Origin of the sequence: Taylorella asinigenitalis ATCC 700933 (assembly GCF_000687755.1) — a bacterium.
GTDB classification, from domain to species: domain Bacteria; phylum Pseudomonadota; class Gammaproteobacteria; order Burkholderiales; family Burkholderiaceae_B; genus Taylorella; species Taylorella asinigenitalis.
The window spans coordinates 1-12,906 of the sequence record NZ_JHXN01000019.1 but is presented as its reverse complement, the minus strand read 5'-3'; the positions used below and the strand labels follow the sequence as shown (position 1 = coordinate 12,906).

At 66.3% G+C, this 12,906-nt stretch carries 13 protein-coding genes and 1 pseudogene; 3 read left to right on the top strand and 11 right to left on the bottom strand.

Features of this window, described 5'->3' with window-relative positions:
- Positions 1 to 156 precede the first annotated feature (156 nt).
- Entirely contained in the window at positions 157 to 666 is a 510-nt protein-coding gene (locus tag T432_RS08865; RefSeq protein ID WP_211246942.1) for a hypothetical protein, read from the bottom strand.
- Between the two features lie 198 nt (positions 667 to 864).
- On the opposite strand from T432_RS08865, the gene T432_RS08860 reads away from it, so the two are divergent.
- Positions 865 to 2,175, top strand: coding sequence for an Nramp family divalent metal transporter (locus T432_RS08860; protein ID WP_010888344.1), 1,311 nt, complete (start codon positions 865 to 867; stop codon positions 2,173 to 2,175).
- A 75-nt stretch (positions 2,176 to 2,250) separates the two neighbouring features.
- Here T432_RS08860 and T432_RS08855 read toward each other — a convergent pair whose 3' ends face one another.
- From T432_RS08855 to aat, 4 genes are all read right to left on the bottom strand, one after another.
- On the bottom strand, positions 2,251 to 2,535 hold the full coding sequence (locus tag T432_RS08855; RefSeq protein WP_027480397.1) for a DUF5661 family protein: 285 nt from the start codon (positions 2,533 to 2,535) through the stop codon (positions 2,251 to 2,253).
- Positions 2,536 to 2,581: 46 nt separating this feature from the next.
- Complete coding sequence (locus T432_RS08850; RefSeq protein WP_010888346.1) at positions 2,582 to 3,748, bottom strand: M20 family metallopeptidase; 1,167 nt, start codon at positions 3,746 to 3,748, stop codon at positions 2,582 to 2,584.
- Entirely contained in the window at positions 3,745 to 5,331 is a 1,587-nt protein-coding gene (locus T432_RS08845) for an ABC transporter substrate-binding protein (RefSeq protein WP_010888347.1), read from the bottom strand. The genes T432_RS08850 and T432_RS08845 overlap by 4 nt, the downstream gene beginning before the upstream one ends.
- 106 nt (positions 5,332 to 5,437) lie before the next feature.
- Complete coding sequence (aat, locus tag T432_RS08840) at positions 5,438 to 6,070, bottom strand: leucyl/phenylalanyl-tRNA--protein transferase (protein ID WP_010888348.1); 633 nt, start codon at positions 6,068 to 6,070, stop codon at positions 5,438 to 5,440.
- Positions 6,071 to 6,219: 149 nt separating this feature from the next.
- Between aat and T432_RS08835 the strand changes: the two genes are divergently transcribed.
- Both T432_RS08835 and T432_RS08830 read left to right on the top strand, forming a co-directional pair.
- Complete coding sequence (locus T432_RS08835) at positions 6,220 to 6,786, top strand: hypothetical protein (RefSeq protein WP_162150129.1); 567 nt, start codon at positions 6,220 to 6,222, stop codon at positions 6,784 to 6,786.
- A gap of 327 nt (positions 6,787 to 7,113) precedes the next feature.
- Positions 7,114 to 7,491, top strand: coding sequence for an ACT domain-containing protein (locus T432_RS08830; RefSeq protein ID WP_010888350.1), 378 nt, complete (start codon positions 7,114 to 7,116; stop codon positions 7,489 to 7,491).
- Positions 7,492 to 7,737: 246 nt separating this feature from the next.
- Here the strand turns inward: T432_RS08830 and T432_RS08825 are convergent, their stop codons facing one another.
- The 6 genes and pseudogenes from T432_RS08825 to T432_RS08800 form a co-directional block, all read right to left on the bottom strand.
- Positions 7,738 to 8,292, bottom strand: a complete 555-nt coding sequence (locus T432_RS08825) for a GNAT family N-acetyltransferase (RefSeq protein WP_010888351.1) — start codon at positions 8,290 to 8,292, stop codon at positions 7,738 to 7,740.
- A gap of 24 nt (positions 8,293 to 8,316) precedes the next feature.
- Positions 8,317 to 9,141, bottom strand: coding sequence for a CoA transferase (locus T432_RS08820; RefSeq protein ID WP_010888352.1), 825 nt, complete (start codon positions 9,139 to 9,141; stop codon positions 8,317 to 8,319).
- Positions 9,142 to 9,188: 47 nt separating this feature from the next.
- Positions 9,189 to 10,487 (bottom strand): annotated as a pseudogene (gene gdhA, locus T432_RS08815) (NADP-specific glutamate dehydrogenase); the annotation flags it as partial.
- A gap of 125 nt (positions 10,488 to 10,612) precedes the next feature.
- Positions 10,613 to 11,437 (bottom strand): HAD family hydrolase, encoded by an 825-nt coding sequence (locus T432_RS08810; RefSeq protein WP_049959892.1) that lies wholly within the window; start codon positions 11,435 to 11,437, stop codon positions 10,613 to 10,615.
- A 107-nt stretch (positions 11,438 to 11,544) separates the two neighbouring features.
- Entirely contained in the window at positions 11,545 to 11,916 is a 372-nt protein-coding gene (locus T432_RS08805; RefSeq protein WP_010888341.1) for a hypothetical protein, read from the bottom strand.
- Positions 11,917 to 11,973: 57 nt separating this feature from the next.
- On the bottom strand, positions 11,974 to 12,906 hold a 933-nt coding region (locus tag T432_RS08800), incomplete at its 5' end, for a DNA polymerase (protein ID WP_044971246.1).

Below are 12,906 nucleotides of genomic sequence, written 5' to 3'. Positions count from 1 at the left end.
TCGGCCATAGGGAGGATTCTACTCTGGACGTAATTGCCGGAACGGCCTCGCAAGCAGCAAAGGGCGAAGTCAATGGACTCACAAGACAGACCACCGTCACCACAAAAAACCATAAAAAAGGAGCCCCCGCAGAGGCTCCCGCAAAAGGTCCGAACTTTACTTCACGCGCACGCGCAGGTTGCAGTTCACCGTCTGGCTGGCGGCGAGGCTCGGCAGTTCCCAGCGCACGTTGGTGTACTCGCTGGGGCTGGCGGGCACGGTGCGCTGCGTCGCCTTGCCGTTTTCGGTCACGGTCACGGTCTTGGTGGGGTTGGCCGAAAAGGTCTTGCCGCTGTCGATGGAAAACAGGGTGTTGGTCTTGGCCGCGTCGCAGGTGGCGGACTGGTAGATGGTGGCGGGGTCCACGCGCATGTTCAGGCGCAGGCCGTTGACGCTGCGCGCACTCACGTTCTGGACCTTCTGGGTCATTTGCAGCAGGCTGCCGGGCAGGGCGCCCTTGCCCGAGGCGTCCACGAGGCGCTCGGTGGTCTTGCCGTTCTCGGTCACCTGGGCCACGGAGTAGGTGGCGCCGCTGAGCTTGATGGGCGAGGTCGCAGCGGGCGCGGCCTGGGCAGCGAACGAAACAGAGGTCAGGGCAAGGGCGGTCAGGGTCAGATGGGTTTTCACGGTTGTTCCTCCTGGAAACACAGTTACAAAGAGCCTCTAGCAAATATGTGACAGCACCCTGAAAACCAGATGACCCAGCGTGACGGAATCTGACTGGATCTTGGGAAAGAGGCATTTTTCACAAAAAAGTCGGCCTTTAAGACGAACTCAAGCCCACGCCGTTGGACAACTATTTTAGTCGCGCCTAAAATAAAGGCCATGGATTCCCGTTCTCCCAGCCTGCCCGACGACCGCCCCGACCCGCCAGAACAGCATCTCGACGCGCGGGCCGGGGCGACGCTGCGCGGGACGGCGGGACCACGCGGAGTGCGGCGCATCCTGCCGTTTCTCGGGCCGGCGGTCATCGCGTCTATCGCCTACATGGACCCCGGCAACTTTGCGACCAACATCGAGGGCGGTGCCCGTTACGGCTACAGCCTGCTGTGGGTGATTCTGGCCGCCAACCTGATGGCGATGGTGATTCAGAACCTCAGCGCCAACCTGGGCATCGCCAGTGGGCGCAACCTGCCCGAACTGATCCGTGAGCGCTGGCCCCGGCCCCTGGTGTGGTTTTACTGGATTCAGGCCGAACTCGTGGCGATGGCGACCGACCTCGCCGAGTTTCTGGGGGCCGCCCTCGCCATTCAACTGCTCACCGGCCTGCCGATGTTCTGGGGCGCGGTGGTCACGGGCGTCGTCACCTTCTGGTTGCTGAACCTGCAAAAGCGCGGCACCCGTCCGCTGGAACTCGCGGTGGGCGCCTTCGTGCTGATGATCGGGGTGGCGTACCTCGTGCAGGTCGTGCTGGCGCGGCCCGACCTCGCGGCGGTGGGCGCGGGCTTCGTGCCCCGCTTGCAGGGGCCGGGCAGCGCTTACCTCGCGGTGGGCATCATCGGGGCGACGGTCATGCCACACGTCATCTACCTGCACTCGGCGCTCACGCAGGGACGCATACAGACGGACACCACTGAGGAAAAGCGCCGCCTCGTGCGCCTGAACCGGGTGGACGTGATCGCCGCGATGGGGCTGGCGGGCCTGATCAACATGAGCATGCTCGCCGTCGCTGCCGCCACCTTTCACGGCAAGAACGTGGAAAACGCGGGCGACCTGACCACCGCCTACCAGACGCTCACGCCGCTGCTGGGGCCGGCGGCGTCGGTGCTGTTCGCCGTCGCCCTGCTCGCCTCGGGCCTGAGCAGCTCGGCGGTGGGCACCATGGCCGGCGACGTGATCATGCAGGGCTTCATGGGCTTTCACATCCCGCTGTGGCTGCGCCGCCTGATCACCATGCTGCCCGCTTTCATCGTCATTCTGCTGGGCATGGACCCGTCGTCGGTGCTGATCTTGTCGCAGGTCATTCTGTGTTTCGGGGTGCCCTTCGCGCTGGTGCCGCTGCTGCTGTTCACGGCGCGGCGGGACGTGATGGGCGCACTCGTGACCCGGCGCTCCTTCACAGTGATTGGCTGGGTCATCGCGGTCATCATCATCGCGCTCAACGGCTACCTGCTGTGGGAGCTGCTGGGGGGCTGAAGCACGGCAAAAAGGCAGCCCGGGCCATTTCCTGTACGGATGGCCCGGGCTGCCTTTTAAAGGTAAAGGACGCTCCTACTCGCTCTTTTCCTCCGTTCCCCAGAATTTCTCGGCCTCGGCTTCCATCTTTTCCAGCCGGGTGTAGTAGTCGGGGAACTCTTTGAGGTGCGCCAGCGCAATTTTGCCCGTCATCACGGGGTCGTCGTGGGTCACGTCGGTCTGCGGGTCGTGGGAGCCGTGCTCGAATTCGACATCCAGGCCGCGCCGAAACTCTTCGAGGTCGAACTTGTCCCAGTCCACACCAATCTGATCCCCGATGCGGCGGGCTTCTTCAGGAGAGATGTCACGGTTTTCGCTCATGTGAATATCCTCGCGGGCCAAGTCAAGGCGGCCGCCCCAGGGAGTTTCAGCTCGCCGTCAATGCCCGCGCCGCGCCCACGTAGATCTGCACGCCCTGTTCCAGCGCCGACTCGTCGATCATGAACTTGGGGTGGTGGTGAGGCGCCGTCATGCCTTTTTCCGCGTTGCCCGCGCCGATCAGGACGAAGGTGCCGGGCGCGCGCGTCAGGTAGGCGCTGAAGTCCTCGCCGCCCATCAGCGGCACGCCGTCGCTGACGGTCACCTCGGGCAGCACCTCGCGCACGACTTTCCGCAGGCGCTCGGTGGTCGCCGGGTCGTTGTTCACCGAGCGGTAGCCGCCGTGGTACGTGAAGGTGTAGGTGGCCCCATACGCCTCACAAATGCCGCGCAGCAGGGTTTCGAGGCGCCCCGGCATCTGCGCGCGCAGCTCGTCGCTGAAAGTCCGCACGGTGCCGCCGAGCGTCACGGTGTCGGGGATGACGTTGTGGGCGCTGCCGCCGTGAATCTGGGTCACGCTGACCACGCCGGGGTCGATGGGGTCACGCAGCCGCGACACCGCCGTCTGGAACGCCATGACCACCTGCGCGGCAATGACCACCGGGTCCACCGTCTGGTGCGGCATGGCCCCGTGCCCGCCTTTGCCCTGGATGGTGATGTCGAAGGCGTCGGGCGCGGCCATCAAGGCTCCGTCGCGCAGCACCACCGTGCCCACCGGCACCGAGGTCATGAGGTGCGTGCCCACCGCGAGGTCCACCCCGTCCATCACGCCCGCGTCCACGAGTTGCTCGGCGCCGCCGGGAAAGACTTCCTCGGCGTGCTGGAAGATGAACCGCACCTCGCCGTGCAGGTCCGCCGCCTGCGCGGAAAGCTGTTTGGCCGCGCCGAGCAGCATTGCCGTGTGCCCGTCGTGGCCGCAGGCGTGCATGACGCCGGGCGTCTGCGACTTGAACTCCACGTCGGCTTCTTCCTCGATGGGCAGGGCGTCCATGTCGGCGCGCAGCAGCACGGTGCGGCCCGGCTTGCCCCCCTTGAGAACCGCCAGCACGCTCGTTTCGGTGGGGCGGCTGAGGTGCAGCCCCGGCATGTCGCGCAGTTGCTCCTCGACGTAGCGGGCGGTCTGGTGCTCCTGAAAGCCGAGTTCGGGGTGCTGGTGCAGGTGACGGCGCCAGGCCACCACCTGTTCGCGCAGGCCGTCGCCCAGAACGGCGCTCACTTCTTGCCGTCCAGGGTGATGTCCTCAAAGGGCGTGAGGACCGACGGGCCCGGCTCCCAGCCTTTGACGTAGCTGCGGGTCGCCGCCAGCGGACGGCTGTGGACGATGGGAAAGCGCAGGTTGAGCCCGTAGGTGATTTTGTGCAGCTCGGCGTACACCTTGGCCTGCTCGGCCCGCGAGGAGCTCGCCGCCGCCTTGAGCATCAGCGCGTCGAGGCGCGGGCTCTTGTACTTGATGTCGGCCTCGGCTTCCAGCCCGTAGTGGGTGTTGTAGAAGGTGTAGGGGCTGGCGTACGGCCCGGTCCAGCCGATCATGTGCATGTCGAAACCGGGAGTCTTGAGGCGGTCTTCGAGGTACTTGGCCCAGTCCTCGGTCTTGAGGTTGACCTTGATGCCGATGGCCCCGAGGTCCGCCGCGAGCGCCTCGGCAATCGGTTTGGGCGTGGGGAAATACGGGCGGCTGACCGGCATGTACCACAGGTCGAGCGAAAAGCCGTTGGGGTAGCCCGCGTCGGCGAGCAGTTTCTTGGCTGCCGCCGGGTCGAACTTGTAGTCGGCGGGCACGCTGGGGTTATCCGCCCACTTCAAGGAGGACGGCAGGATGCTGGAGCTGCTCTCGCCGAGGCCGTTCCAGAAGGCGTCCACGATGGCTTTCTTGTTGATCGCCATGCCGATGGCCTGCCGCACTTTGTCGTTCTTGAGGTACTTGTTGGAGTGATTGAGGCTCAGGAGGCCCACGTTGAACGACGGAATGATGACCGCCTTCAGGTTTTTGTCGCCCTGAACACTCTTGAGCTGCTCGGGGTTAAGGTCGGACGTGAAATCGATGGTGCCGGCCTTGAGCTCGTTGAGGCGCTGGCTGGGGTCTTTGATAAAGCGGATGACGAGCTGGTCGTACTTCGCCTTGTTGCCCCAGTAGTTGGGGTTGGGCTTGAGCACGATGCGGTCGCCGGTTTTCCACGACTGCATGACGAAGGGGCCGGTTCCGACGGGCAGCGAGGTGGGCGTGCCGTACTTGGCCCCCTCCTGCTTGACGGCAGCGGGCGAGGCGATGCCGAAGAAGGTGGTGGCGAAGGCGGCGGGCAGCGGCGCGAAGGGACGGGTGAGGGTCAGCACGACCTTGTCCTGGCCCACGGCTTTCACGCTCTTGAGCAGGGTGTTTTTCTCCCCCTTGAAGCCGCCGAAAGTGAACTGCCACGAGATAAAGGACTTGCCCTGCGCTTTGGCGCCACCGGACGCCTCGGGGTCCCACCAGCGGTTGATGTTGTAGACCACGGCGTCGGCGTTGAAGGGCGTGCCGTCGCTGAATTTGACTCCCTTGCGCAGGGTAAAGGTCCACTGGGTCGAGTCCTTGTTGGCCGACCAGCTCGTCGCCAGGCCGGGCGCGAGTTCGCTCGTTCCCTTTTTGAACTTGACGAGCGTGTCGTAGACCTGCATCTGGACCACCGACGAGTTGCCGTCCACGATGGTGCCCGAATCGAGCGAGACGGGATCGCCGCCCGCGCCGTAGACCAGCGAAACGGCGCCGGCAGGTGCGGCGAGCAGGGCAAGGGTGAGGGCGCTCAGAAACCAGCGTGGACGCATGAAAACCTCCGAAGTTCAGGACATTGAAGTGAGGCCCTGAGCCTAGAGTGTTTGGCCTGGTCAAGGCGCCCTCTGAGCAGACAACGTGGGCGGGGCTACAGAGAAGTCACAACTCCACGTCCAGCGCAAGCGCCCGCCGCAGCAGGCGCCGGTACTCCTTGTCGGTGACTTCATATACGCCGAGGGTGGCGAGGTGCGGGTTCTGAATCTGCGCGTCGAGCAGCGCGAAGCCCTGGCGGTCAAGGTGCTCAGCGAGGTGAATGAGCGCCGCCTTGCTCCCGTTGGTGAGGCGGTGAAACTTGCTCTCGGCGATGAAGGCGCCCCCGAGCGCCAGCCCCAGCACACCCCCGGCGAGTTCGTCGCCCTGCCAGACCTCGAAGGAGTGCGCCAGGCCGGTGGTATGCAGGTGCTGGTAAATCTCGACCAGCTCGTCGGAAATCCACTCGCCGTCACGCTCGGGGCTGCCCGGCAGGTGGCCCCGGCAACCGGCGATCACCTCGTCGAAGGCCAGGTCCACGCTGGGCCGAAAGTGCTTCAGCTCGCGCCGCATTCGGCGGGCCACATGCAGCCCGGCGTCCTCGGTGAGCGGCACCAGCGCCCGACCCGGCACGCCGTACCACCGCAGGCCGTCGCCGTTGTCCATCAGAAACGACCCCCCCGCGTAGCCCTCCGCAATCTCGCGGGTCAGGGGGTCGGGGTGCTGCAAAAAGGTGCGGGCGGCGGGCATGTGCGCCAGCATAGCCGCGCCGCCCTTGCAAAAAAGTTGCGGCAGAGGCGTTCAAACAGGGCCGAGTGACCAGCAGAACAGACGTGCCGCGGCAGCCGAACTCTTCAACCCAGCGCCGCGCATATCAGCCTGCGGTCATCCCGGCCCGCTACCCTGCGAGCATGAACCTGCGTGCCCTTTTGCTGCTGCCCCTGCTCGGCCTCGCCGCCGCGCAGTCCCCGGCGACCCCGGCTGCCCCCACCACGGCGCCTGCCCTGGTGGAAACGCCGATAACGCCTGAACCGGCCACCCCCGCGCCCGCCACCGAATCGGTCGAGGTGCCCGCCGCCGTGCAGCCCGCCCGACTCGACGACGTGAGCGCCACCCTCAGCGCCCCGCGCACCGTGAAGGGCAAGCTGCCGCTCACGCTGACGGTCAAGAGTAGCCGCGCCGCCGCCTTTAAACTCGACGTGCCGCGCGACAACGAGCAGAACTGCGTCACCGCCCCCACCGTGCGGGTGCTGCGGGTCGGCAGCCGCGACGTGGTGTACCCGATTGCTGGCGCCAGCCCGCGCCTGTGCGCTCAGGACCTCCGCAGCGATGCGGTGGCTGCCCGTGGACAGGTGAGCTATACCCGCGACCTCGACTTGCCTGCCGGGGACTACATGGTGGAAGGCTGGCTGACGGGCTTTGCCGACGGGCTGCGGGTAAAGATTCCTGCCAAGCCGGTGCGGGTGACGGTGCGCTGAGAGGAGCGCTGGTTCTGAAGCTTTAGCTTGAGCGTTTGGCCCCAACCCCCCGCCCCTTACCCCAAAGGAGACAGGGGGCTGACGTTGGCACTGGGCAAATGGCGGTGATGTCGCGTGTCGGGCGGCGTTTCCCCGTTGGGCGGGCGGGTCTGGATGCTCGTGATTTCTACGGACGCGAGGCCCGTGCGCCGTTGGCGCCCGACGGCCTGGCGTTCTGCGTTTCACGATTCTTCGTGAGGGGGCGAGAAAGCCACAGCCAGAGCAGTTTTTAATCCTCTGTGCTTCGTTCTCCCCGCTGGGCAGCCCGGCGGTTTTAGACTCGCGGGCATGAGCCTGAGCCTGTCCACCATTCCCGGCGAGTACGCCGTGTGCCGCCTTGACCCACACACTGCGCCGCCCGCGTGGGCCTTTGCCGGGGAGTTGTGGAGCGTGACTCGCACCCCGGACGAGCTCTCGGTTGTCTGCGCGGCGGGGCAGGTGCCGGCGGGGGTACAGGCCGCAAAAGGGTGGGCATTGTTGAAACTGCATGGCCCCTTCGACTTCGGGCTGACGGGCATTCTCGCCAGTGTGCTCAATCCTCTGCGAGACGCGGGCGTCGGGATTTTTGCCCTGTCCACCTATGACACCGATTACGTGCTGGTGGCGCAGGAGCAGTTGGATAAAGCGGTGGCGGCCCTGCGAGACGCCGGGCATCACGTCGACTGACAGAGCCCATGAAAAAGACCCTTCCAGCAATCACCGGAAGGGCTTTTTGATGGTGGAGGAAGCTCACGCTTTAGCCCAGGGCATTTGACACAAAAAGACCCCCTCACCCCTTGCTTCGCAAGGCCCTCTCCCACCAGGGTAGAGGGTCAAAAATTCGCAATATCTTTCCGTCAAATGCTCTGCGCAGCTCGTCGGCCACCAGTTCGCTGACGTTGACACCCTTACATCCCATCCTGCTGAGAGCGGCTACATAGACTTTGAGAGACGCAGCCAGTCCTCCCGCCGCGCCTCATACCGCACCAAGGGAACCTGAGCCCCCCGGTACAGGTCAGTCCCACTCTCCCCCACCGGAATAAACCCCAGCCGCTGCATCAGCGCGTGCGAGCGGACGTTGGGCGCGTGGACCTTGGCGCGCAGGACGGACAGGCCCAGTGGCCCGAAAGCGTGAGCGAGAAGCAGTTGCCCAGCGCGGGTGCCCGTGCCTTGCCCCCAGCGGTGCGGCTCCCCGATGGCGATGCCGAATTCGGCGCTCCCCGCCGTGATGTCGCCGAGGTCCACGTAACCGACCAGCTCGCCGCCCTGCCCCTCACCCCTCTGCTCGATGCCCAGGCGCAGGAAATCGGGGGAACGGTCCGCGATGATGGCCTGCCAATGCCGCCGCAGCACGCGGGGGGCGAGGCCGGGTGTCCAGCCGCTGGCGAGGCAGAACTCACGCTCGGCGCCCCAGCGCACGGCGGTTTCCTCGTCCCCAGGACGCAGCGGGCGCAGGGTGAGGCCCACCGCTGGAGATTCAGAGGCCATCGGTGACGGGCAGACCGGCCATGCTTAGCCTTCCTGCGGCAGCGCGGCGAGCGGCAGGTCGCGCTGCGCCGCCACGTATAACCAGTGGGCGGTCGTATTCGTCCGCAGCGTGGCGGCGGCGTCCTCGCCCAGCACTTCGGCCCAGCGGGCAGCAAACCCAGGTTCGAGCGGCGCGGCGGCCACCCAACCGTCGGCAGTCGGGTACAGGCGGTAGTTGTCGTAGGCGCCCGACAGCAGCCCGCCCGGCGCGGTCAGACCCACCCGGTAGGGCGCGGCGGCAAAGCGGGCGGCGTCACCCAGACCCACCATGCACTCGCGTTCCGGCTGCCCGCGCTCGCGGCTCAGCAGCAGGCCCAGCGCAGCGGCGTAGGCTTCGCGGCTGCCGGTCAGGTCGGCCACCAGCGTGCGCGGCATGGCGGGGCGGGCGGGGTCAATCAGGCCCGCTTCGGCCTGGTAAGTCAGGTCGTGGCCCGGCGCGTCGGGCTCGCGGGTATCGCCCACGATGGTCACGCGGCACAGCCGGGGAAAGTCGCGCCCCAGCCGCTCAGGCGCCAGCCCCAGCCGGGCGAGCGCAGCGGGGCGCGAACTGGTGAGCAGCAGGTCGGCCCCGGCGAGCAGCGCGTCGAACTCGGCCTTGCCCGCTTCCGCTTTCAGGTCGATGACCCGCACCTCGATGTCCCGGTGCAACTCGGCGTACCACGCGGGCGACATCTGCGCGAGGGGATCGCCCGCCGGGCCTTCCACCTTGATGACGGTCGCTCCCGCGTCCCGCAGCGAGGCGGCGGCGAGTGGGCCGGGCACGTTGGGCGCGAGGGTGATGACCGTCCATCCCTGAAGAGGCTGAAACATGCCTCCATCATGCCTGCTATGGAGAGAAAAACGGGGCGGTGCGCCGATTACAGCACGCCCTGTTCGCGCATCGCCGTCGCCACTTTGACGAAGCCCGCAATGTTGGCGCCGTCGAGGTAGCTGACGTGGCGGTCCGGGCGGCGGCCATACTCCAGGCACGAATCGTGAATGGCCGACATGATGCTGCGCAGGCGCTGGTCCACTTCCTCGCGGGTCCAGGAGAGGCGCTGGGCGTTTTGCGACATTTCCAGGCCCGAGGTCGCCACGCCGCCCGCGTTGGTCGCCTTGCCCGGTGCGTAGAGCACGCCCGCTTCCTCGAAGGCCTGGATGGCTGCGAGGTCGCACGGCATGTTGGCGCCCTCGGCCACCACGCGCACGCCGCCTGCAATCAAGGTGCGGGCGTCGTCGGCGCCGAGTTCGTTCTGGGTCGCGCAGGGAAGCGCCACATCCACCGGCACGTCCCAGGGGCGCACGCCGGGGCGGAACTCGGCGCCGACCTCGCGGGCGTAGTCCTCCACCCGGCCCCGGCGCTCGTTCTTGATGTCCATCAGGACGGCGAGCTTGTCGTAGGTAAAGCCGTCCTCGTCCACCACCGTGCCGCCCGAGTTGCTGGCGGTCAGCACGTGGGCGCCGAGGTGCAGCGCCTTTTCGATGGCGTACTGCGCCACATTGCCCGAGCCCGACACCGACACGCGCAGGCCCTCCATCTCCATCCTCTGGTCGCGCAGCATGTGCTCCACGAAATACACCGTGCCGTAGCCGGTCGCCTCGGGGCGCAGCAGCGAGCCGCCGTAGCTCAGGCCCTTGCCGGTAAATACCCCACCCGCGTGGTTGGCGAGCTTTTTCATCATGCCGGCGAGGTAGCCGACCTCGCGCCCGCCCACGCCGATATCGCCCGCCGGAACGTCGGTGTCGGGACCGAGATGCCGCCACAGCTCGGTCATCAATGCCTGACAAAAGCGCATGACCTCGCCGTCGGACTTGCCCTTGGGGTCGAAGTCGCTGCCGCCCTTGCCCCCGCCGAGCGGCAGGGTGGTGAGGGCATTTTTGAAGGTCTGCTCGAAGGCCAGAAACTTGAGGATGCTGAGGTTGACGCTGGGGTGAAAGCGCATCCCGCCCTTGTATGGCCCGATGCTGGAACTGTGCTGCACGCGGTAGCCCCGGTTGACCTGCACCTGCCCGGCGTCGTCCACCCAGGTCACGCGGAAGCTGATGACGCGCTCGGGCTCGATAAGGCGCTCAAGCAGCGCGTGCTCGGCGTACTCGGGGTGCGCCTGCACAAAGGGCCAGATGCTGGTCATCACCTCGGTCACCGCCTGCAAAAACTCGGGCTGGTGCGGGTTGCGGGCGGAACTGCGCGAGCTGGGTGCTGGTCATGGGGCCTTTAGCCTAAACGCTGCCCAGACAGGGCGCCGGGGGCCGGGATGCACAAGTCACCCTCGCCCCACCTGTCGCCGCTGTCCCCAAAACGTCAGCCGCTCACCGCTCCGCGCAGCGTCAGCACCGCTTTTTTGAGGTCGTCCGAGGGTTCGCCCCGCGCCAGAATCTCGCCCGTCGCCTTGCTCATCACGCGGGCCACGGCGCGGGGTTCGCCGCCCGGCCCCTGCTCGATGACGAGTTCGAGTTGCTGCTCGCCGTCCAGATGCTCGGCGGCGTAGGCGATAAACCAGTCGGCCCAGTTCACCCGCTCGCGGGGCGGTTCCTGCGCTTTGGCCGCCTGTTTCTCGTGGTACGCCTGCGCCTTCTGGTTCACATGCTCGCGGATGACCTCGTAACGCTGCGGGGGCGAGAGCGTGCCCAGTTCCACTTCGGCGCCGCTTTCGGGGTGGTAGACGGTGGCGTCCGGCCCCAACTTGCGGACCACATTCGCCGTAATCCGCAGCTCCGGCGCGGCGCGTTCCTCCCAGGGGGCGAGGTCGTCCGATTCACTCTCGCGGCGCTCCTCCACCAGCCGGGCCACGAGCCGCTGCTGCTCGGGTTCGAGTTCTTCCACAATCCGGGCGGCGGGCCGGAAGCTGCGGGCCTGCGCCTCGTGCCGGGGCTGGCTCTGCTCCTCCATCACGGCGCGGAAATCCTCGGGCGTAAAGTCGCGCGGCTGATAAAAGACCACCTGTTCCAGATACTCGGCCAGGGTCATGCGCCCCAGTTCCAGCTCGGGCGCCGCTAAGCGGTGACGCTCGGTGAAGTCGTCCGTGTCCAGCCCGAAGCGCTGCGCCACGTCTGCCCGCTGCTCGCGGTCCCAGCCGTTGGTGAGCAGCACGCCGCCGATGTCCCAAAACAGAGCCTTGATGGTCATGCGGCAGTGTAAGCCGCAGGGTCAGCCGGGGCCACAGGGAACAAGAAAAAAAAGATACCCAAGCGAAAGCCTGAGTATCTTCTGTGTCTTTGTCCCGACTGTGCTGATTATTTGACCGTGACGGTTCCCCAGCTTTTGCCGTTGACCACGACTTCAAAGGGACTCGTGCGCGGGACCGTGCCGGAATCGGTGTAGGTCAGGGCTTTCTGGACGACCGCCGCCGCGCAGGGGCCTGCCCAGCCTTTGCGGAAGGTGCCTTGCAAGCTCAGGCGCGAGGCCGTCCTCTCTGCCAGCGTCAGTGACTGGCCCTTTTCGCCGCAGTTCCATATGTCGATGTTGACGGTTACGGTCAGAGGTTCCGTCGCCCCGACGCTGGCAGGAAACTCCACGCTTCTGATATGCAGCGGCTCGACACCTCCCACCAGACCACACCCACTGAGACCAAGCGCCAGCAGAGCCACCAGACTCGTCTTTTTCATGGCCTGATTCTGACAGAGAGACTGCTGGTCTGTCAGTACGCCGGGAAAGTCGCCCCCTCACTTCGTGTCAAACCAGTTCGGCCCCGTCCCCACTTCCACCGCCAGCGGCACCTTGAGCTGCACCACGTTTTCCATGACTTTTTTGGTCAGCGCGGCGACCTGCTCGGCCTTGTCGAGCGGCGCCTCGATGAGCAGTTCGTCGTGCACTTGCAGCAGCATCCGGGCACCGATGGCGTCGAGCTGCGGGTCGAGCTGCACCATCGCCAGCTTCATGATGTCGGCAGCGGTGCCCTGAATCGGCATGTTGTAGGCGAGCCGCTCCTCGGCCTCGCGCTGCACGCGGTTGCGGCTGCTCAGGCCCGGCACGTAGCGGCGGCGGCCATAGAGCGTTTCCACATAGCCGTGCGTGCGCCCGAAGTCCAGCGTGTGATTGATGTAGCGCCGGATGCCGGGGTAGGTGGCGAAATAAATCTCGATGAAGGTCGCGGCCTCGGCGTAGGGAATACCGAGGTCGTTGCTGAGGCGGTGAGCACTCATGCCGTACAGCACGCCGAAGTTGACCGTTTTGGCGGCGCGGCGCTGATTGGCGTCCACGGTGGCCTCGTCGAGCCCGAGCACCTGCGCGGCGGTGCGGCGGTGAATGTCGGCACCCTCCACGAACGCCTGCTGCATCAGCGGGTCGTCGGCGATGTGGGCGAGGAGCCGCAGCTCGATTTGCGAGTAGTCGGCGGCAATCAGGGTAAAGCCGTCCTCGGCAATAAAGCCCTTGCGAATCTCGCGCCCGAGTTCCGAGCGGATGGGGATGTTTTGCAGGTTGGGGTTGAGGCTGCTCAGACGCCCGGTCGCCACCGCCGTCTGCGCGAAGGTGGTGTGCAGGCGGCCCGTGTGCGGGTTGACGAGGTTGGGGATGGGGTCGAGGTAGGTGCCGCGCAGCTTGTCGAGTTCGCGGAACTCCAGCACCAGCGGGATAATGGGATGCGCGTCGCGCAG

Bases quoted from the DNA above. Each gene is read 5' to 3' on its own strand.
- T432_RS08860 (WP_010888344.1), top strand. From the start codon at position 865: ATGGATTCCCGTTCTCCCAGCCTGCCCGACGACCGCCCCGACCCGCCA.
- T432_RS08855 (WP_027480397.1), bottom strand. From the start codon at position 2,535: ATGAGCGAAAACCGTGACATCTCTCCTGAAGAAGCCCGCCGCATCGGG.
- T432_RS08845 (WP_010888347.1), bottom strand. From the start codon at position 5,331: ATGCGTCCACGCTGGTTTCTGAGCGCCCTCACCCTTGCCCTGCTCGCC.
- aat (WP_010888348.1), bottom strand. From the start codon at position 6,070: ATGCTGGCGCACATGCCCGCCGCCCGCACCTTTTTGCAGCACCCCGAC.
- T432_RS08835 (WP_162150129.1), top strand. From the start codon at position 6,220: ATGAACCTGCGTGCCCTTTTGCTGCTGCCCCTGCTCGGCCTCGCCGCC.
- T432_RS08830 (WP_010888350.1), top strand. From the start codon at position 7,114: ATGAGCCTGAGCCTGTCCACCATTCCCGGCGAGTACGCCGTGTGCCGC.
- T432_RS08825 (WP_010888351.1), bottom strand. From the start codon at position 8,292: ATGGCCTCTGAATCTCCAGCGGTGGGCCTCACCCTGCGCCCGCTGCGT.
- T432_RS08820 (WP_010888352.1), bottom strand. From the start codon at position 9,141: ATGTTTCAGCCTCTTCAGGGATGGACGGTCATCACCCTCGCGCCCAAC.
- T432_RS08810 (WP_049959892.1), bottom strand. From the start codon at position 11,437: ATGACCATCAAGGCTCTGTTTTGGGACATCGGCGGCGTGCTGCTCACC.
- T432_RS08805 (WP_010888341.1), bottom strand. From the start codon at position 11,916: ATGAAAAAGACGAGTCTGGTGGCTCTGCTGGCGCTTGGTCTCAGTGGG.